This is a genomic window from Rehaibacterium terrae (genome assembly GCF_014202935.1).
GTDB lineage: Bacteria > Pseudomonadota > Gammaproteobacteria > Xanthomonadales > Xanthomonadaceae > Rehaibacterium > Rehaibacterium terrae.
The window spans coordinates 59,532-78,093 of the sequence record NZ_JACHHX010000016.1; the positions used below are offsets into that span (position 1 = coordinate 59,532).

At 68.4% G+C, this 18,562-nt stretch carries 15 protein-coding genes and 1 pseudogene; 4 read left to right on the top strand and 12 right to left on the bottom strand.

All coding sequences use genetic code 11. The features are described from left to right. Nucleotides 1–54: 54 nt before the first annotated feature. The gene (locus HNQ58_RS10755; RefSeq protein ID WP_183948927.1) at nucleotides 55–1,218 is read right to left on the bottom strand and encodes an acyl-CoA dehydrogenase family protein; all 1,164 of its coding nucleotides are present in this window, start codon (nucleotides 1,216–1,218) and stop codon (nucleotides 55–57) included. Between the two features lie 142 nt (nucleotides 1,219–1,360). Between HNQ58_RS10755 and HNQ58_RS10760 the strand changes: the two genes are divergently transcribed. Together HNQ58_RS10760 and metH are read left to right on the top strand one after the other, a co-directional pair. After that, nucleotides 1,361–2,293: a metalloregulator ArsR/SmtB family transcription factor gene (locus HNQ58_RS10760; RefSeq protein ID WP_183948928.1), complete on the top strand. Its 933-nt coding sequence runs from the start codon at nucleotides 1,361–1,363 to the stop codon at nucleotides 2,291–2,293. Between the two features lie 160 nt (nucleotides 2,294–2,453). Next, nucleotides 2,454–6,278, top strand: a complete 3,825-nt coding sequence (gene metH, locus HNQ58_RS10765; RefSeq protein WP_183948929.1) for a methionine synthase — start codon at nucleotides 2,454–2,456, stop codon at nucleotides 6,276–6,278. A gap of 242 nt (nucleotides 6,279–6,520) precedes the next feature. On the opposite strand, the gene HNQ58_RS10770 is transcribed toward metH, so the two are convergent. The 11 genes from HNQ58_RS10770 to HNQ58_RS10820 form a co-directional block, all read right to left on the bottom strand. Beyond that, the gene (locus HNQ58_RS10770) at nucleotides 6,521–7,126 is read right to left on the bottom strand and encodes a DUF2058 family protein (RefSeq protein WP_183948930.1); all 606 of its coding nucleotides are present in this window, start codon (nucleotides 7,124–7,126) and stop codon (nucleotides 6,521–6,523) included. A 7-nt stretch (nucleotides 7,127–7,133) separates the two neighbouring features. Continuing rightward, on the bottom strand, nucleotides 7,134–7,349 hold the full coding sequence (locus tag HNQ58_RS10775; RefSeq protein ID WP_183948931.1) for a SlyX family protein: 216 nt from the start codon (nucleotides 7,347–7,349) through the stop codon (nucleotides 7,134–7,136). Nucleotides 7,350–7,372: 23 nt separating this feature from the next. Continuing rightward, nucleotides 7,373–8,650, bottom strand: a complete 1,278-nt coding sequence (locus HNQ58_RS10780) for a nucleotide sugar dehydrogenase (RefSeq protein WP_183948942.1) — start codon at nucleotides 8,648–8,650, stop codon at nucleotides 7,373–7,375. Between the two features lie 5 nt (nucleotides 8,651–8,655). Then, entirely contained in the window at nucleotides 8,656–8,805 is a 150-nt protein-coding gene (locus HNQ58_RS10785; RefSeq protein ID WP_183948932.1) for a hypothetical protein, read from the bottom strand. Nucleotides 8,806–8,879: 74 nt separating this feature from the next. After that, a complete protein-coding gene (locus HNQ58_RS10790; RefSeq protein ID WP_183948933.1) occupies nucleotides 8,880–12,056 on the bottom strand; it encodes an efflux RND transporter permease subunit in 3,177 nt (1,058 codons plus the stop codon). Nucleotides 12,057–12,066: 10 nt separating this feature from the next. Continuing rightward, the gene (locus HNQ58_RS10795) at nucleotides 12,067–13,002 is read right to left on the bottom strand and encodes an efflux RND transporter periplasmic adaptor subunit (RefSeq protein ID WP_123770474.1); all 936 of its coding nucleotides are present in this window, start codon (nucleotides 13,000–13,002) and stop codon (nucleotides 12,067–12,069) included. Continuing rightward, the gene (locus tag HNQ58_RS10800) at nucleotides 12,999–14,234 is read right to left on the bottom strand and encodes a TolC family protein (RefSeq protein WP_246417307.1); all 1,236 of its coding nucleotides are present in this window, start codon (nucleotides 14,232–14,234) and stop codon (nucleotides 12,999–13,001) included. The genes HNQ58_RS10795 and HNQ58_RS10800 overlap by 4 nt, the downstream gene beginning before the upstream one ends. Before the next feature lie 102 nt (nucleotides 14,235–14,336). Further along, a complete protein-coding gene (locus HNQ58_RS10805) occupies nucleotides 14,337–14,714 on the bottom strand; it encodes a hypothetical protein (protein ID WP_183948935.1) in 378 nt (125 codons plus the stop codon). Nucleotides 14,715–14,820: 106 nt separating this feature from the next. Next, the gene (locus HNQ58_RS10810) at nucleotides 14,821–15,444 is read right to left on the bottom strand and encodes a cation efflux transmembrane domain-containing protein (RefSeq protein WP_183948936.1); all 624 of its coding nucleotides are present in this window, start codon (nucleotides 15,442–15,444) and stop codon (nucleotides 14,821–14,823) included. Next, on the bottom strand, nucleotides 15,441–15,536 hold the full coding sequence (locus HNQ58_RS13685) for a hypothetical protein (protein WP_183948937.1): 96 nt from the start codon (nucleotides 15,534–15,536) through the stop codon (nucleotides 15,441–15,443). Before HNQ58_RS13685 ends, HNQ58_RS10810 begins: the two co-directional genes overlap by 4 nt. 34 nt (nucleotides 15,537–15,570) lie before the next feature. Continuing rightward, nucleotides 15,571–17,550, bottom strand: coding sequence for an FTR1 family protein (locus HNQ58_RS10820; RefSeq protein WP_343057291.1), 1,980 nt, complete (start codon nucleotides 17,548–17,550; stop codon nucleotides 15,571–15,573). Nucleotides 17,551–17,620: 70 nt separating this feature from the next. On the opposite strand from HNQ58_RS10820, the gene HNQ58_RS10825 reads away from it, so the two are divergent. Then, nucleotides 17,621–18,031, top strand: coding sequence for a MerR family DNA-binding protein (locus tag HNQ58_RS10825; RefSeq protein WP_183948938.1), 411 nt, complete (start codon nucleotides 17,621–17,623; stop codon nucleotides 18,029–18,031). Continuing rightward, a pseudogene (locus HNQ58_RS10830) lies at nucleotides 18,031–18,432 on the top strand (nitrilase-related carbon-nitrogen hydrolase); the annotation flags it as partial. The gene HNQ58_RS10825 and the pseudogene HNQ58_RS10830, both read left to right, overlap by 1 nt. Nucleotides 18,433–18,562: the final 130 nt, after the last annotated feature.

Consider the following 18,562-nt stretch of genomic DNA (forward strand, 5'->3'; position numbering starts at 1 on the left):
CCGCGCAAGGCGGGGCCGGGGGTCGGTTCGTCGGGGTTCAGGCTGGCGCCGGGCTCAGCGCACGCCGGTCTCGTTGCGGGCGATGACCAGACGCTGGATCTCGCTGGTGCCCTCGTAGATCTCGGTGATCTTGGCGTCGCGGAAGTACCGCTCCAGCGGCATCTCCTTCGAGTAGCCCATGCCACCGTGGATCTGCACCGCCTGATGGGTGATGAACATGGCCGCCTCGGAGGCGAACAGCTTGGCCACCGATGCCTCGGTGCTGAAACGGGCGCCGGTGATCAGCGCCTGCTGCTTGGCCCAGGCCGCCTTCAGCGTCAGCAGGGTGGCGGCGTCGAGCCGGCACTTCATGTCGGCGATCTTGGCCTGGATCATCTGGAAGCTGCCGATCGGCTGACCGAAGCTCTTGCGCTCCTTCACATAGGCCACCGAGGCCTCGTAGGCGGCGCGGGCCAGGCCGACCGCCTGCGCGGCGATGCCGATGCGACCGGCGTCGAGCACGCTCATGGCGATCCTGAAGCCCTCCCCTTCAGGCCCGATGCGGTCCTCGACCGGGATCTTGTAATCGGTGAACTCGATCTCGCAGGTGGCCGAGGCGCGGATGCCGAGCTTGGGCTCGGTCTTGCCGCGGTGGAAGCCCTCGCGCTCGGTATCGACCATGAACGCGCTGATGCCCTTGGCGCCCTTGCTCGGGTCGGTGACCGCGAACAGCAGGATGTACTTGGCCACCGGGCCCGAGGTGATCCAGCTCTTCTTGCCGTTGACCACGTAGTGTGTGCCATCGGCCGAGAGCACCGCGCGGGTGCGCATCGCCGAGGCATCCGAACCGGACTGCGGCTCGGTCAGCGCGTAGGCGCCGATCGCCTCGCCGGTGGCGATGGGTGTGACGTACTTGCGCTTCTGCGCTTCACTGCCGTTCTTCAGCAGGCCATTGCAGTAGAGCGTGTTGTTCACCGACATGATGGTCGAGTGCGCGCAGTCGGCGGCGGCGATCTCGATCATCGCCAGCACGTAGCCGATGGCGTCCAGCCCGGCGCCGCCATACTCGTGCGGCACCTCGATGCCCATCAGGCCGTTCTCGCCCATCAGGCGGATGTTCTCCATCGGGAACTCGCCGGTCCGGTCGAAGTGTTCCGCGGTCGGGGCGATCTTCTCGCGCGCGATGCGGCGCGCGATGTCCTGGATCATCAGCTGCTCTTCGGTGAACTGGAAATCCACGCTCGGGTCTCCTGCAAGGACGGTAGCCCGGCGATTGTACCCGCTCGTGCGGTGGAGCCGGGATCGCGAGCCGCCCCTTGACGCTCCCGGCGCCGGCGCCCACACTTCGACGCATCTTTGGATCGCGATGAAGGGATAAATTGTGGACCTCGAAGCCTGGTCGTCCTGCCTGCGGGTCCTGTCCGACGCCACCCGCGTGCGCCTGCTGGCGCTGCTGGAGCGCGAGGAGCTCACCGTCGCCGAACTGTCCGCCATCACCCGGCTGGCGCAGCCGCGCGTCTCCACCCATCTGGCCAAGCTCAAGGAGGCCGGGCTGGTGCGCGATCGCCGCGCCGGCGTGTCGGCCTATTACCGCTTCTGCGAGAACGAGCTGGACCATGCGCAACGCGCGCTGTGGCAGGCACTGAGCGCCGGCGCCGACGATCCGCTGCTGCGCCAGGACGCCGAGCGGCTGCCGGCGATTCTCGCCACCCGCGCGGCGGACCAGAACTGGGCCGACTCGGTGGCCGGCGACATGGAACGGCACTACTCGCCCGGCCGCACCTGGGAAGCGCTGGCACGCTCGGCCCTGCCGCTGCTGGAGCCGGGCGACGTGCTCGACGTCGCCTCCGGCGACGGCGTCACCGCCGAGCTGCTGGCACCGCATGCCAAGTCGCTGGTCTGCGTGGACGCCAGTCCGCGCGTGGTGCAGGCCGCCAGCGAACGGCTCAAGCGCTACCGCAACGTCGAGGTGAAGGAGGGCGACATGCATGCCCTGCCTTTCCAGACGCCGCGCTTCGACCTGGTGCTGCTGATGCACGCGCTCACCTATGCCGACAAGCCCGCCGTGGCCGTGGCCGAGGCCGCCCGCGTGCTGCGGCCCGGCGGGCGCGTACTGGCCACCTGTCTGGCGCGGCACGAGCACAAGGCGGCGGTGCAGCCCTACGGGCACGTCAACCTCGGCTTCACGCCGCGCGAGCTGCGCCGCTACGCCGAGAAGGCCGGACTGAGCGTGCGGGTCTGCGAGGTGGTGACGCGCGAGAAGCGCCCACCGCACTTCGAGGTGATTTCGTTGATCGCACGGAAGGACGGCTGATGCCCGGGCGGGCCCTGCATCGCCTGTGCGGCACAGGTAGCGCGGCCCGGCTGACGCGAAGCGGAATCCGGGGCGACGCTGACGGCCCAAGCCCCGATTCCCGCATGTGCCGGGATGATGCCGCGCTTCCCCACCTCGCCCACGCTTGAGCCCATTCGCCATGCCCATTGCATTGCCCTGGCTGAATCCGCCCCGCGCGCAGGCGCTGCTCGACGCACTGGGCAGGCGCATCCTGGTGCTCGACGGCGCGATGGGCACGATGATCCAGCGCCATCGGCTGGGTGAGGACGATTTCCGCGGCGCGCGCTTCGCCACCGGCTGCGATCAGGCGCATGCGCACGCGCACGGCCCCGATTGCGGCTGCGATCTCAAGGGCAACAACGACCTGCTCTCGCTGACCCGTCCGGACATCATCCGCGAGGTGCACCGCGCCTACCTCGCCGCCGGCGCCGATCTGATCGAGACCAACACCTTCAACTCGACCGCGATCTCGCAGGCCGATTACGGCCTGGAACACCTCGCCCGTGAGCTCAACCGCGAGGGCGCGCGGCTGGCGCGCGAATGCTGCGACCAGGCCGAGGCCGCCGACCCGTCGCGGCCGCGCTTCGTCGTCGGCGTGCTGGGCCCGACCAGCCGCACCGCCAGCATCAGCCCGGACGTGAACAACCCCGGCTTCCGCGCGGTGGATTTCGACACCCTGGCGGCGGCCTACCGCGAAGCGGCCGAGGGGCTGATCGAGGGCGGTGCCGACATCCTGATGGTCGAGACGGTGTTCGACACCCTCAACGCCAAGGCCGCGCTGTTCGCCATCCAGGATGCCTTCGAGGCGCGCGGCGCGCGGCTGCCGGTGATGGTGTCGGGCACCATCACCGACCGCTCCGGACGCACGCTGTCGGGCCAGACCGCCGAGGCGTTCTGGTATTCGCTGCGGCACGCCCGCCCGCTGGCCATCGGCCTGAACTGCGCGCTCGGCGCGAAGGATCTGCGCGCGCACATCGACATCCTCGCCCAGGTGGCCGACGCGCACGTGAGCTGCCACCCCAACGCCGGCCTGCCGAACGCCTTCGGCGAGTACGACGAATCGCCGGAGACGATGGCCGGCACGCTGCGCGAGTTCGCCGAGGCCGGCCTGCTCAACATCGTCGGCGGCTGCTGCGGCACCACGCCCGCACACATCGCCGCCATCGCCGAGGCGGTGCGCGGCCTGCCGCCGCGCGCGGTGCCGTCCCTGCCCCGCCACACCCGCCTCGCCGGGCTGGAGCCCTTCGTCATCGGCCCGCAGACCAACTTCGTCAACGTCGGCGAGCGCACCAACGTCACCGGCTCGGCGCAGTTCCGCAAGCTGATCGCCGAGGGCCGCTACGAGGACGCGGTGGCGGTGGCGCGGCAGCAGGTGGAGAACGGCGCACAGGTGCTCGACGTCAACATGGACGAGGGCATGCTCGATTCGGAAGCGGCGATGACCCGCTTCCTGCACCTGATCGCCGCCGAGCCGGACATCGCCCGCATCCCGGTGATGATCGACAGCTCATCGTTCCGCGTGATCGAGGCGGGCCTCAAATGCCTGCAGGGCAAGGGCATCGTCAATTCGATCTCGCTCAAGGAAGGCGAGGACGAGTTCCTGCGCCAGGCGCGGCGCGTGCTGCGCTACGGCGCCGCGGTGGTGGTGATGGCCTTCGACGAGCAGGGCCAGGCCGACACGCTGGCACGCAAGGTCGCGATCTGCACCCGCGCCTACCGACTGCTGGTGGACGAAGCCGGCTTTGCGCCCGAGGACATCATTTTCGACCCCAACATCTTCGCCATCGCCACCGGCATCGCCGAGCACGACAACTACGCGGTGGACTTCATCGAGGCCACGCGCACGATCCGCGCGACGCTGCCGTACTGCCACGTCTCCGGTGGCGTCAGCAACGTGAGCTTCTCGTTCCGCGGCAACAACGCGGTACGCGAGGCGATCCATGCGGTGTTCCTTTACCACGCCATCGCCGCCGGCATGGACATGGGCATCGTCAACGCCGGCGCGCTGCCGATCGTCGACGACCTCGACCCCGAGCTGCGCGAGCGGGTCGAGGACGTGGTGCTCAACCGGCGCGCGGATGCGACCGAGCGGCTGCTGGAGATCGCGGGGCGTTACAAGGCCGGGACTCGGGATCCGGGATCCGGGACTCGGGAAAAACTGGCCTGGCGGGAACTGCCGGCGGCAGAACGGTTGAAACATGCGCTGGTACACGGGATCGACGAGTACGTCGAGGCCGACACCGAGGAAGCCAGGCTGCAATTCGACCGGCCGCTGGAGGTGATCGAGGGGCCGCTGATGGCGGGCATGAACGTGGTCGGCGACCTGTTCGGCGCCGGCAAGATGTTCCTGCCGCAGGTGGTCAAGTCGGCACGGGTGATGAAGAAGGCGGTCGCCTGGCTGATCCCGCACATCGAGGCGGAGAAGGCTCGCTCGGGTCACGCCGGCCGCAGCAACGGCCGCATCGTGCTGGCGACGGTGAAGGGCGACGTGCACGACATCGGCAAGAACATCGTCGGCGTGGTGCTGGCCTGCAACAACTTCGAGGTGATCGACCTGGGCGTGATGGTGCCGGCGCAGACCGTGCTCGACCGCGCCCGCGAGGCCGGGGCCGACCTGATCGGCCTGTCCGGCCTGATCACGCCCTCGCTGGAGGAGATGAGCCACCTCGCCCGCGAGATGCAGCGGCAGGGCTTCGAGATTCCGCTGCTGATCGGCGGCGCCACCACCTCGCGCGCGCACACCGCGCTCAAGATCGCTCCGCACTACCGCGCGCCGACCGTGTGGGTGAAGGACGCCTCACGCGCGGTCGGCGTGGCGCAGTCACTGATCAGCCCCGAGCTGCGCGGCGCTTTCGTCGCCGCCAACGAGGCCGACTACGCCGCCATCCGCGAGCGTCACAAGGATCGTGGCCATCACAAACGCCTGATCCCGTTGTCTGACGCCCGCGCCAACCGCTTCGACGGCGGCTGGACCGCATACGACCCGCCGGCACCCGCGCGCCCGGGCCTGACCGTGTTCGACGACTATCCGCTGGCCGAGCTGCGCGGCTACATCGACTGGACGCCGTTCTTCCAGAGCTGGGAGCTGGCCGGCCGCTTCCCGCAGATCCTCGACGACGAGGTGGTCGGCGCGCAGGCGCGCGAGCTGTACGCCGACGCGCAGGCGATGCTGGACAGGATCGTCGCGGAAAAATGGCTGACGGCGAAGGCCGTGGTGGGGATATGGCCGGCATGGTCGGAGGGGGACGACGTGATCATCGGGCCCCGAGACGATGCCTCCGGCCGCGCCGTCGATGCCGCGGCGGCGCCGGCCGCTCCCGGGTCCCCGGTCCCCGGCCTCCGGTCCCGGCTTTTCTTCCTCCGCCAGCAAGCCGACAAGCCCGCCGGCGAGCGCGCCAACCTGTGCCTGGCGGATTTCGTCGCGCCCGCCGACAGCGGCAAGGCCGACTGGATCGGCGGCTTCGCGGTCACCGCGGGCCTCGGCATCGAGGAGCACATCGCCCGCTTCGAGGCAGCGCACGACGACTACAGCGCGATCCTGCTCAAGGCGCTGGCCGACCGCCTGGCCGAAGCGCTGGCCGAACGCCTGCACGAGCGGGTGCGCCGCGAGCTGTGGGGCTACGCCGCCGACGAGGCGCTGGACAACCAGGCGCTGATCGCCGAACGCTACCGCGGCATCCGCCCGGCGCCGGGCTACCCGGCCTGTCCCGACCACAGCATGAAGGCGACGCTGTTCGAGCTGCTCGACGCGGAAAGACACACCGGCATCCGCCTGACCGAGAACTTCGCGATGTATCCGGCGGCGGCGGTGAGCGGGCTGTACTTCGCCCACCCGGACAGCCGCTACTTCGTCGTCGGCCGCATTGGCCGCGACCAGGTGGAGGATTACGCAAAGCGCAGGGGCGTGCCGCTGGCGCAGGCCGAGCGCTGGCTGGCGGCCAATCTCGACTACGACCCGGACTGAAGCCCGGCCCCGGGACTCGGGAAACAGCATCCAGACCCCGTGGTCCCGGAGTGGTCGCGGAGTGGTCGCGGATGCCGCTTCGCCCCATCCGGGCTGCTTGCTGCGACCTTCAAGCCCCTCCCCCGCGGACGGGGGAGGGAGAAAAAACGCAGCGGACTGAAGCCCCTTCCCCGCAGATGGAAGCGGGGCTGAACGGCAAATCCCGCGAGTCCCGAGCTTCGAGTTCCGGTCCCGGCGCGGGATCACCACACCAGATCGTCGGGCACCCGGTATTTCGGATCGCTGTAGGGGTCGTCGCCGGCCGGGGCATCGGGATCGACCTTGAGCGCGATCGCCTGCGGCAAGATCGCCTCGGCCTCGGCGAGCACGGCGGCGGCGACCAGCAGGTAGCGGCCGTCGAGCTGCACCACGCCCAGCTCGCCGGCATTGAGCGCCTTGAGCTGCGGCTCGGTGACGTAGACGCGCTTGATCTTGCCGCCGTACTCGAAGTGGCGGGCGATCTCGGCCGCCGGGTCGTTCAGCACCTTGTCCTTGAGGAAGTCGGCGAGTCTGGCCTTGGCCTCGCGGCGGCGCCTGGCCTCCTCCTGGCGCTGGCGCTCGGCCTCGATGCGCTCCTGTTTCTCCTGCTGCGCGCGCAGCGCATAGGCCTTGGCCAGATCGATCTCCTCGCGCGTGCGTGGCCGACCGCCCTGCCCCGGCTTGCCGCCGGCCTGCGGGCGCTGGCCGTGCGGCTGCTTGCCATGAGGCCTGTCCGTGGGCGACCGGGCGGGATGCCCTTCGGGCTTGGACGGCCTGGAGGATTGCTTGAAGCCCAGCTGCAGCAGCTGGTCGCGGAGGGAACTGCTCATGGTGCGGTCAATAGTGCGGCGGCGGCGGTTCGCTGGCCGGGTCGGGATACAGGAAGGTGCGCAGCTGCTTGAGGTCGGCCAGGGCCATTTCCAGCCGCCGCGCGTTGTCGCTGGACTCGGCGCGGGCGGCGGCCAGGGCGTCGCTCAGCTCGGCCAGCGCGTGCTCCTGGAAGGCCAGCCGCGACTCGAGTTCAACCAGGCGTTGCTCGATGACGGGATCCATGCGCCGATTGTAGCCGGCGCCGGCTACAGCCGCCCGTCGGCAGCGCCGGACGGCAGCACGTACTTGACGTCGTACACCACCCCGCCCTCGCGCAGGAAGGCGCGGATGCCGGCCTCGCCCAGGGCGCGATACTGGCGATGGGCGACCGCGATCATGACCGCGTCGTAACTCCCCGATGCCGGCGCGGCTACCGGACGGGCGCCGAATTCGCGCTCGGCCTCGTCCGGATCGGCCCAGGGATCGTGCAGGTCGACCCGGGCATGGCAGCGGCGCAGCTCCTCGACCACCACCCGCACCTGGCTGTTGCGCAGATCCGGGCAGTCCTCCTTGAAGGTGATGCCGAGCACGAGCACGCGGGCATCGACGATCGGGATGCGGCGCAACGCCATCAGCCGCAGCAGCTGGCCGGTGACGTAAGGCGCCATGCCCTCGTTGATGCGACGCGCAGCGGTGATCAGTTCGGGATGGTGGCCGGCCTCCTGCGCCTTGTGGATCAGGTAGTACGGATCCACGCCGATGCAGTGGCCGCCGACCAGGCCGGGCGAGAACGGCAGGAAGTTCCATTTGGTGCGCGCCGCCGCCAGTACCGCCTCGGTGTCCATGCCGAGCCGGCCGAAGATCATCGCCAGCTCGTTCATCAGCGCGATGTTGACGTCGCGCTGGGTGTTCTCGATCGCCTTGGCCGCCTCGGCGGTGCGGATGTCGCGCGCCAGGTGGGTGCCGGCGGCGATGACGCTGCGGTAGAGCGCATCCACGAAGGCCGCCGCGGCCGGCGTCGAGCCGGACGTCACCTTCACGATGGTCGGCAGGCGGTGCTGGCGATCGCCCGGATTGATGCGCTCGGGGCTGTAGCCCACGAAAAAGTCGCGGTTGAAGGTCAGGCCGGAGACCCGCTCGAGCACCGGCACGCAGACCTCCTCGGTCGCGCCGGGATAGACGGTGGACTCGTAAATCACCACCGCCCCGGGCTTCAGGTGCGCGCCGACCGTCTCGCTGGCACGCTCCAGCGGCGTCATGTCCGGCCACTTGTGGCGGTTGACCGGCGTGGGCACGGCCACCACGAAGACGTTGCGGTCGGCCAGGTCGGCCACGTCGCAGGAAACCTTCAACTGCGCGAGTGCGGGCAGCTCGTCCGGCGTAATTTCACCGGTGCGCTCTTCGCCACGGCGCAGCTGCTCGACCCGGGCCGGGTCGATGTCGAAGCCGAGCGTGTCGTAGCGGGGCGCGAAGGCGACGGCCAGCGGGAGACCCACATAGCCGAGGCCGATGACGGCAATGCGGGCCTGGGACAGCTCGGGCAATGCGCTCATGGGCGATCTTCTTTTCCGCTGTCGTCCGAGAGCGGGAGGTGGACGTACAGGACGGCCGTGAGCAGCGCCTGGAAGAACGCAGGCTCCTCCATGGGATTCTCGATCGCTCGCGCCTGCAGGCGCGCCAGCTGCTCAGGGGTCGTCATGCCCTAAGTATTACGCAGGCCGACCCTGCATGCACCCGGCGGGCTAAAGCCCGCCGGATGTCGAAGGGTTCAGACTAGCTCGCTGGAACTCCGCGAATGTCGCCGTCGCGATGCAGCCAGCGATAGAGCGCTGGCAGCACGATGAGCGTCAGGAGGGTTGACGACACGATCCCGCCGATCACGACGGTGGCGAGTGGACGTTGAACCTCCGAGCCGGCCCCGACATTCAGGGCCATGGGCACGAACCCGAGCGAGGCCACGAGAGCTGTCATCAGGACGGGCCGCAGGCGACCGATCGCACCGTTTAAGATTGCGTTGTCCAGCGGATCGCCCTGCTCCCGCAGCTTGCGGATGAACGCGGTCATAACCAGGCCGTTGAGTACGGCCACGCCCGACAGTGCGATGAAGCCCACCCCCGCCGAGATCGAAAGCGGGATGCCACGCAGCGCCAACGCGACGACGCCGCCCGTGAGCGCGAGCGGCACTCCGCTGAACACGATCGCCGCGTCCTTCGCTGATCCAAACGCCATGAACAGCAGGCCGAAGATGATCACCAAGGTCACGGGAACGACGATTGCCAGCCGGCGGCTGGCCGAGATCAGCTGCTCGAACGTGCCGCCGTAGTCCACCCAGTAGCCCGTGGGCAGCTTGACGTCGGCACGGACGCGTTCCTGCAGCTCCTTGACGAAGCTGCCGAGGTCCCGGTCACGCACGTTGGCCGTCACCACGATCCGTCGCTTTCCGTTCTCGCGATTGATCTGGTTCGGTCCGGGCTTGGTGTCGATCTGTGCAACCTCACGCAATGGCACGGTCTTGGGGGTGCCGGCAGCCCAGCGCGCATCCAGTGCGGACTCGTCCGGCTCGGCCTCGCGAAGCGGGATCGGCAGATCGAGCAGCGCGGCCGGATCCTGGCGCAGCTCCTCGGGCAGGCGAACGACGATTTCGAAGCGACGATCGCCCTCGAAGAGGTGACCGGCGACCTCGCCGCCAATGGCCGTCGCCACGGTCTCCTGCACATCCCCCGGGTTGAGCCCGTAGCGCGCCAGCGCAGCGCGATCGGGCGTCACTGTCAGCAGCGGAAGGCCTGTGACTTGTTCGGCCTTCACGTCGGCGGCGCCATCAATCGAGGCGAGCACCTGCTGGATCTGCGCACCCGTGCGAACCAGTTGCTCGAGATCATCGCCATAGATCTTGACCGCCACATCGGCGCGCACGCCCGAGATGAGCTCGTTCGTCCGCAGCTGAATGGGCTGGCTGATCTCGTAGTTGCTGCCGGGGATCGCCTCGAGCGCCTCTTCCAGCTCTTCTATGAGCTCCTGCTTGGGCTTTCGCGGGTCCGGCCATTCCTCACGCGGCTTGAGGATCACGAATGTATCGCCTATGGACGGCGGCATGGGGTCGCTCGCCACTTCCGCGGTGCCAAGTTTGGAGAAGACGCGCTTGACCTCCGGAAAGCCGGCCAGCGTTCGCTCCAGCGATTCCTGCATTCCGATCGCCTGCGTCAGGCTGGTGCCGGGGATGCGGATGGGCTGGATGACGATGTCCCCCTCGTCCAGGTTCGGGATGAACTCCGAGCCCAGGCGGGTCGCCAGCAGGCCCGAGAGCACCACCAGCGCGGCCGCGCCGGCCATCACCGCCATACGGCGTCGGAGTGCCCACGCCAGGATCGGCTCATAGCGGCGCCGGACCCAGGCCACGAGCCGGTTCTCCTTTTCCTCGACCTTGCCATTCAGGAAGACGGCGATCGCGGCGGGAACGAAGGTGAGCGACAGGATCATCGCGCCGGTCAGCGCGAGGACCACCGTGATCGCCATCGGATGGAAGAGCTTCCCCTCGATCCCGCTCAAGGCAAAGATCGGCAGGTACACCGCTCCGATGATGCCGAGGCCAAACAGACTCGGCCGGATCACCTCCGCCGTGGCGGAGGCCGTGACATCAAAGCGTTCCTCGTCGGTCATCTTCCGGCCGAGGCTGTGCTGCATCTCCCCGAACCGGCGCAGGCAGTTCTCGATGATGATCACCGCGCCATCGACAATGAGGCCGAAATCCAGCGCGCCCAGGCTCATGAGGTTGCCCGACACGCCGCCCCGCACCATTCCCATGATGGTGAACAGCATCGCCAGCGGGATGACAGCTGCGGTGATCAGGGCCGCCCGGATGTTGCCGAGCAGCAGGAACAGCACGACGACGACGAGCAACGCACCTTCGATCAGGTTCTTGGAGACCGTATGGATGGTGCGGTCGACCAGGGCCGTGCGGTCGTAGACCGGCTCGGCGCGCACGCCCTCCGGCAGGCTGGCATTGGCCGCCTCCAGACGGGCAGCCGCCGCCTGCGAGACCTCGCGGCTGTTGGCGCCGACCAGCATCACGACCGTGCCGACGACCACCTCGTGCCCGTTCTGGGTCGCGGCGCCCGAGCGCAGCTCGCGCCCCTCGGCCACCGTGGCGATATCGCCTACCCGGATCGGGACGCCACCGCGCCGGTCGAGCACGATGCTGCGGATGGCATCGAGGTCCCCGACCTGCCCGGGCACGCGGACGAGGAACTGCTGGCCGTTGCGCTCGATGTAGCCGGCGCCCACGTTCTGGTTGTTGGCCGAGATCGCCGAAACGACGTCCCGCAGCGTCAGATTGAGCGCGACCAGCTGGGCCGGGTCCGGGGTGACGTGGATCTGGCGCTTATACCCACCGATCGTGTTGACTTCGGCGACCCCGGGTGTGTTGCGCAGCTGCGGGCGGATGACCCAGTCCTGCAGCGTTCGAAGGTCAGTCGCGGTGTAGGGCGTGCCGTCTTTCTTCAGCGCCTTGGCATCGGCCTCCACGGTGTACATGAAGATCTCGCCCGTGCCCGTTGCGATGGGGCCCATCTCGGGTTCCATCCCCCCGGGCAGCTGCGAACGCACCTGCTGGAGTCGCTCGGCCACCTGCTGGCGGGCAAAGAAGATGTCGGTACCGTCCTTGAAGACGACCGTGACCTGCGAAAGCCCATAGCGCGACAGCGATCGCGTGTAGTCGAGCCCCGGCAGGCCCGCGAGTGCCGTCTCGATAGGAAACGTAATGCGTTGCTCGGTCTCGAGCGGTGAGTAACCTTCTGCCTGCGTGTTGATCTGGACCTGGACGTTGGTCACGTCCGGAGTGACGTCGATCGGCAGCTTCGTGAAGCTCCAGACGCCAAGCCCCACGAGGGCGAGAGTCAGGAGCAGCATCAGCCACCGATGCGTGATCGCGAATCGGATGATTTTCTCGAGCATGGTGGCGGCCCTAATGCTCTTCGGCGGTGGACTTTTCCATGTCCGCCTTGATCAGGTAGCTCTGCTGGACGACGACCTGCTCGCCGGGCTTCAACCCGGCCAGGATCTCCACGGTGTCGGCGTCGCGCCGCCCCGTTTTCACCGGTCGCCTGTGGTAGGTCTCGCCCTTCTGCACATAGACGACCTCCTCGCCGTTGGACGTCTGCAGTGCACTGAGTGGCACGACGAGATTGGCGCGCGCCTGGTCCACGATTACGCGAGCCTTGACTGCCGACCCTGGACGCCAGAGGCCGTCCAGGTTGCGCAGGCGCGCGCGGGCGACCGTGCTCTGACTCGCTGTCGCCGTGCTGGGCAGGATCCGTTCGATCTGGGTCTCAGAGGTGACCCCATCGCTCATGCGCGTCACGATGACCGGGCTGCCGACGCGCAGACGCTGGGCGTCGCGCCCGAAGACATGCAGGTCGACCCACAGGTCCGAGAGATTTGCGATCTCGTACAGGGCCGCACCCTCGCCTGCCACAGTCCCCACCGATGCATCGCGGGACAACACCACACCCGAGATGGGGGCAGTGACCGTGTAGGTGGTCAGGCTCAGGTTGCTCTCGATCGTCGCCAGCGGCTGGCCGGCGCGGACCTGGTCGCCGACGTTGGCGTGTAGCGCGCGCACCAGTCCGGGGAAGCGCGCCATGACCCGCGCGATTGCTCCGTCGACCGGGGTCAGGAGCCCCTGCACTTCATGGTCGTCCGAGATCTCGCCCGGCCCGGCAGGGCTCACGCGCACGCCCGCCGCCGCAGCGGCCTGCGTGCCGATCTTGGTGCTCGTCGGCAGCTCGCCGTGCTCGCCCTCCTCACCTTCCTCGCCCGCCTCGCCTCCCGTCGGAGATGACGCGTTGCATGCTGCCAGCAGCGCGGCCAACGACAGGGCTGCAATCCAATGAAGTTTCACGGGGTGTCTCCTTGTTCAATGGACGGGCCGGCCGAAACGAACGGCTGCCCGGTCAGGCGCTGGATCTCGAGCAGTGCCGAGTGGGCCTCGAGTGCAGCTTCGAGTTGGTCGCGGAGGGCGGCCGTGCGCTCGGCTTGCAGCTGCGCCCACTCCAGATAGCTCGCCGCGCCTGCGCGGTAGGCGCGCTCGGCAGCCGCCTCGGCGCGCGAGAGCCTCGGGATCACGTCGCTCCCCAAGCGGCGCACTTCGAGCTGTGCGGTGAGAAACCGTCCATGCGCTTCGGCGAGGGTGGAATACAGCGACAGGCTCTTGACCTCGCGCTCGAGGCCGAGCAGTGCCAGCTCCGCTTCCGCAGCCCGAATTTCCGGCTGCGCCCTCACCTTGGTGCCCAGCGGCATCGATACGCTGACGACCAACCCGAAGTCGTCGGTCGCCTGCAAACGCCGGACGCCGACCTGCCAGTCCAGGTCGGGAGTGGCAGCGGTTCGCGCGAGCTGGAGGCGAGCCTCTCGAATGCGCTGCTCGCCGGCGAACTGGGCAAGCTCGGGTGTCTTGGCGAGCCAGGAGGCGAGCTCGTCGAACGAGGCGATCTTCGGCAGCGCCAACGGGTTGAGGGGCACGACGTCGAAGCTCGGTGCGCGCTCGCCCCAGAGGGTCGCCAGATGCTGTCGGGCCGCCCGTGCCTGCTGCACCGCGCGCGCCTGATCGAGTTCCGCACGCGCGAGCGCGGCCTCTGCAGTCAGCACGACCGATTCCGGCGATGCCCCGGCCTGAAGGCGTTGCCGAGCGCCGGCCACCGCGCGTTTGCGCTGCGCGATATCCAGGCGCGCGATCTCCGCGCGCTTCTCGGCCGCTACGACCGCCAGGTAGCGGCGAGCCACCTCGGCGAGCAGGTCCAGGCGACGGGCTTCACGCTCCACCGCAAGTACATCGATGCGGCTCTGCGCCAGCGCGCGGCGGGCGTCGAGCTTGCCGCCGCGTTCAAGGACGGATGCGAGCGTGAGGGTCAGATCCGCGCCCGACAGGCCGCTCGCCTCGCCGGTCCCGAGCACGTTCTCGGCCGATGCGCCGACCACGAGCGGCGGCCTGAAGCTCGCCCGGTCGAGTTCCGCATTCAATACGTTGCGCTGGCCGCCGGCCAGTCGCAAATCAGGGTGTGCCTGCTCGACGCGCGCAAACGCATCGTCAAGGGTCAAACGGTCGGCAGCGGATGCAGAAAGGGTGAACAGCATCGCTGCGACGCACGCGGCCGTAGCCGCGAATCGCGATCGCATGGGGGAAACTCCAGGGAAGATGAGACGAACAGCGGTGCGCCGCGTTAACCGGCGCGTTCGTCAGCCCGCGATGGGAGGTCGGAACGGCGAGACGCGGGCGCCCGAACCGGGTGGCGCCACCTCGGGGCGCACCGCGAGCGAACTGCGCGGCATTACGGCGGGGATGAACAGCCCATCCGCCATGGCCACCGACAGCTGGGCGCAACAGTGCGCGAAATGGAGCAGGGCGTGCCCGACTGAGCGTTCTTCCGGTGCCGCGTCCGCGGCCGTCCCGCCCGCTTCGGCGACATGAACATGCCGGCCGCTAGGATCATGCGCCAGTTCGTGCGCCTCTCCGATCGCAGCTAGCACAGGCCGGGCCACCATGCTGAGCACGAGCAGCGCCAACGCGAGCACGCGCAGCGTGTTTCTCCAGCGGGGGCCATTCCAGCTCAGCACGGTGGATAGGTTAGGCGATCATCAAGCTGTACACTATTTCAAAAGGGTGGGTGCCGACCGCCGGGTCTGGAGCAACCGCTCGGCGATGGCAGGCTCTACCAAGCACCTAGCTCGACCCGTTGGGCGTCGGGCCGCCGCGACGCGCGCGGCGCGCTTCCACCAGGATCGACACGGCTTCCTTGACGACGTAGAGCCCGATCAGGGTGCCGATGACGTAGTCAGAAATAGGTGAACGCAGCCAAAACACGAGCATGCCCGCCACGATCACACCCACGTTTGCGACGATGTCCGCGCGCGTGAATATCCATGTGGCCCGGAGATGCACCTCGCCGGACTTGAGCGGAGCGAGCATCCGAAGGACCGACATGTTCACGATGAGCGACACGGCGGCCGTGCCGATCATCCACCCGCTGGCCGGCTCGGCGCCGTAGACCACGCGACGTCCCACCTCGAACAGGACGCCCAGGCCGAGCAGCAGCAGGGCGATGCCGCTGAGCGTGGCCGCATTGGCCTTGAAGCTCGCGGTGCGGCCAATGGCGACCAAGCCGATCGCATAGGCCGTGGCGTCCGAAAGCATGTCGAGCGCATCGGCGAGCAGGCCTGTGGACTGGCCAATCCAGCCTGCAATACCGCCGACGACGGCCATCGTAGCGTTGAGGGCAAGCGCAATCATCAGGATCTTGCGTTCCTGAGCATTTTTCGCTTCGTGGTGGCAGCCGCAGTCACTCATCGGTGGGGTTCCAGAAAGGGACGGATTTCATCGGCAACTGGCATCGAGCGCAGCGCACCGACTCGTGCACCACCGACGTTGCCGCGTGGCATCCTTAGCCACCTGGCGAAGTGCTGCACTCATGCATTACCTCTCGGGCGCTCGTGCGCGGAAGGCACAGCCTTTGCGCCACGCGCATTGGCGACGAAGCCGAGGACGGCGATCGCCGCGACGGCGAGCTGGGCGAGGATCGACTGCCACGTCGGGTAAAGGCCCAGCCACTCGATCTGTGGCACGGCAGCCAAGGCCTGGCTGATCCAGCCGGCTTCCTGCAGCGCCGCCACGCCCTTGCCCACAAGCACCACGGCAAGGACGGCGATCAGGATCGAGCTGAAGCGGAAGAACTGGCCGATCGGCAAGCGCGTTCCCAGTCGCAGCAGCGCGAATGCGATGACGGCCAGGACGGCCAGGCCCAAGCCCAGCCCAGCCCAGCCCGGCGAGGATCGCGGAGCTGTCCTGTTCGTTCCACATCGCGGCGTAGAACAGGATGGTCTCGAAGACCTCGCGGTACACGGCGACGAACGACAGCACGAACAGGAAGGTCGCGGAACGACGTGTGAGCGCTGCGGACATCTTTTCCTGCAGGTACTGCTGCCAGCGGCCGGCCATGCTCTTCTGGTGCATCCAGATCCCGACGCTGAGCAGGACGATCGCCGCGAACAGTGCCGACAGCCCTTCGGTGGCCTCCCGCTCCGCGCCACTGATGCTGACTGCATACGTCGCGATAGCCCACGTTACGCCGCCCGCCAGCAGCGCACCGATCCATCCGGCATGCACGTACGGCAGCACATCCCTGCGCTCGGCCTTGCGTAGGAAGGCGATCATGCCGATGACGATCAACAGCGCCTCAACCCCTTCGCGCAAGAGGATGGTGAAGCTGCCCAGGAACGCCGTGGTGGTGCTATTGCGCCGATCGGCGAGCGCCGTCTCGCTGCGATCCAGCAGCTGTCCGACCGCTGCGGCCTGAGCTTCGACGGCGGAGGTCGGTGCGCCCTCGCCGATCCTGGCGCGAAGGGTTGCCATGGCGGACTCGATCTGTCGCAGAAGCTTGCGGTCCCGCGATCCGAGCTGCGGCTCGACAGGCTCGACACCGTCGAGATACGCGGACAAGGCCAGTGCCGACGCCTGCCCCCGGTCACCCGACCGGTAGGCCGCAACGCTCTGCTGCAGGCGCTGACGGGCCAGCGCTAGAGATGCATTGCTGTTGACTGGCGAGGAGGCGGCCACGGCACTCGGCTCACCACGCAGATAGGCGATGATCGCGCGCGCCCTGTCCGCTCCCAGCGTCTTCGAAAGGTCAGCTTCAGTGGCACCCGATAACGCAGCCAGGTCGGGAAATACGCGACGCACCTGATCGTCGTCTGCCCAGATCGCCGCACCCTGTTCCCGGGCCGCCGCGTCGTACGCGAGTCCGCCGGTGTAGTAGGCCAAGGCCCATCGATCATCGTTTGACAGATGGGCGTAGCTCATCATCGCGGTGCCCGGCAGTCCTTGCGAAATGACCTGGTAGAGCGACAGCGGGCTGCGGTGCTTTGCACGGTCGGCGTCGGTGAAGGCGATCGGGGGCGGATCCATGCCGGCGGCAGCGGGACCATCGCCCCGGCCGGTCGCGCCATGGCACGCGGTGCACTGCTGGGCGTACAGGGCCGCGCCCCGCGCCAGATCGGGGACAGCCGCGGGCGCGGCCTCGATCTTGTAGACGGTCAGGAGCTCGGACGCCAAGGCCCCTGCGCTGCGGGCGATCTGCTCTGCGTCAGCGCGCTCGGCCACCAGCCCTTCCAGTTGCTTGGCCTTCGCAAGGCGCGCCGCGTGCCCCGCGCCCGGCGGTAATGCGGCCAGCTTCGCGCTGACGGATGCGGTGAACTCCTGCATCTCCGCGTATTCGCCCGCGTCGACCACCTCACCGTTCTGGATCGCCGCGGGGTAGTCGACCGCGATGTAGTCGAGCAGCTGCCATGCCTGCCGCGCCTCGGCCGCCGGGTCGGCCGCGCGTGCCGAACAAGCGGACGCCAGCCCCACCACGGCAAGGAGGGCGGACAGTACGCAGCGCCAGGCAATCGGGGACATCGACTTTTCACGCTTCGACGGAGCCGGTATCGTAGAGTCCGTAGCGACTACAGAGTCAAGGGATCCGAGCGTGAAGATCAGCGAAGCCTCCCAGGCAAGCGGCTGCCACCTGGAAACGATCCGGTACTACGAGCGGATCGGCCTCATGCCGGCGCCAACCCGGACGGGCAGCGGGTACCGGTCGTATTCGGAGCAGGACGTGGAGCGTCTGCGCTTCATTACCCGGGGTCGGGATCTGGGCTTCAGCCTGGACGAGATCCGAAGCCTGATGCGGCTGGACCAGGACGGCGACCTGGCGTGCGAGGACGTCACCCGCCTCGCGCAGCAGCACCTGATCGACGTCCAGGAACGCATTCGCGACCTGCAGCGCGTGGCGCGCGAGCTGGAGCGCACCATCCGCAGCTGCAGTGGCGGCGTTCGGGCCCAGTGCGCCATCCTCAACGCCCTCAAGCACTCTCCTGCCCCGGGCGAGGCGGCGTGATGCGCATCGCCCTGGCCCAGTACGACTTCCCGGTCGGAGACATCACCGGCAACGTCAGGCGCATCCAGACGCTCATCGAGCAGGCGCGCGACGCACACGGGGCTGACCTGATCGTCTTCCCCGAACTCTGCGTCAGCGGCTATTCGCCGGAGGACCTGCTGTTTCGCCCCCAGTTCCTCGCGGAGTGCGACACGGCCGTGCGGGCCATTGCGCATTCGACGCAGGGCATCGTCGCGGTCGTCGGTTGGCCAGAGGCGGCGGGAAGCGTGGTCTACAACGCTGCAAGCGTCATTCGCGACGGGCGCATCGAAACGACCTACCGCAAGCGGGATCTGCCCAATCACGCTGTTTTCGACGAACGCCGCTACTTCGAGACCGATCCGGACGGGGGCGTTTGCGTCTCCTAGCAGCCTGTTGAAATTCGACCCGGCGAAGCCCCCGACTCGGTCGGCAGCGCGGATTTCTCGCTGCTCAAGCGCTCCGCAAGCGCGTCCCGCGCTCTGAAACAAGCCCGATTTCGGGCTTCCGGGC

What these genes read in the sequence shown, in the direction of transcription:
- HNQ58_RS10800 (WP_246417307.1), bottom strand. Translation starts at nt 14,234, where the DNA reads ATGCTGTTCACCCTTTCTGCATCCGCTGCCGACCGTTTGACCCTTGAC.
- HNQ58_RS10810 (WP_183948936.1), bottom strand. Translation starts at nt 15,444, where the DNA reads ATGAGTGACTGCGGCTGCCACCACGAAGCGAAAAATGCTCAGGAACGC.
- HNQ58_RS13685 (WP_183948937.1), bottom strand. Translation starts at nt 15,536, where the DNA reads ATGCCACGCGGCAACGTCGGTGGTGCACGAGTCGGTGCGCTGCGCTCG.
- HNQ58_RS10785 (WP_183948932.1), bottom strand. Translation starts at nt 8,805, where the DNA reads ATGACGACCCCTGAGCAGCTGGCGCGCCTGCAGGCGCGAGCGATCGAG.
- HNQ58_RS10775 (WP_183948931.1), bottom strand. Translation starts at nt 7,349, where the DNA reads ATGGATCCCGTCATCGAGCAACGCCTGGTTGAACTCGAGTCGCGGCTG.
- HNQ58_RS10820 (WP_343057291.1), bottom strand. Translation starts at nt 17,550, where the DNA reads ATGTCCCCGATTGCCTGGCGCTGCGTACTGTCCGCCCTCCTTGCCGTG.
- metH (WP_183948929.1), top strand. Translation starts at nt 2,454, where the DNA reads ATGCCCATTGCATTGCCCTGGCTGAATCCGCCCCGCGCGCAGGCGCTG.
- HNQ58_RS10770 (WP_183948930.1), bottom strand. Translation starts at nt 7,126, where the DNA reads ATGAGCAGTTCCCTCCGCGACCAGCTGCTGCAGCTGGGCTTCAAGCAA.
- HNQ58_RS10790 (WP_183948933.1), bottom strand. Translation starts at nt 12,056, where the DNA reads ATGCTCGAGAAAATCATCCGATTCGCGATCACGCATCGGTGGCTGATG.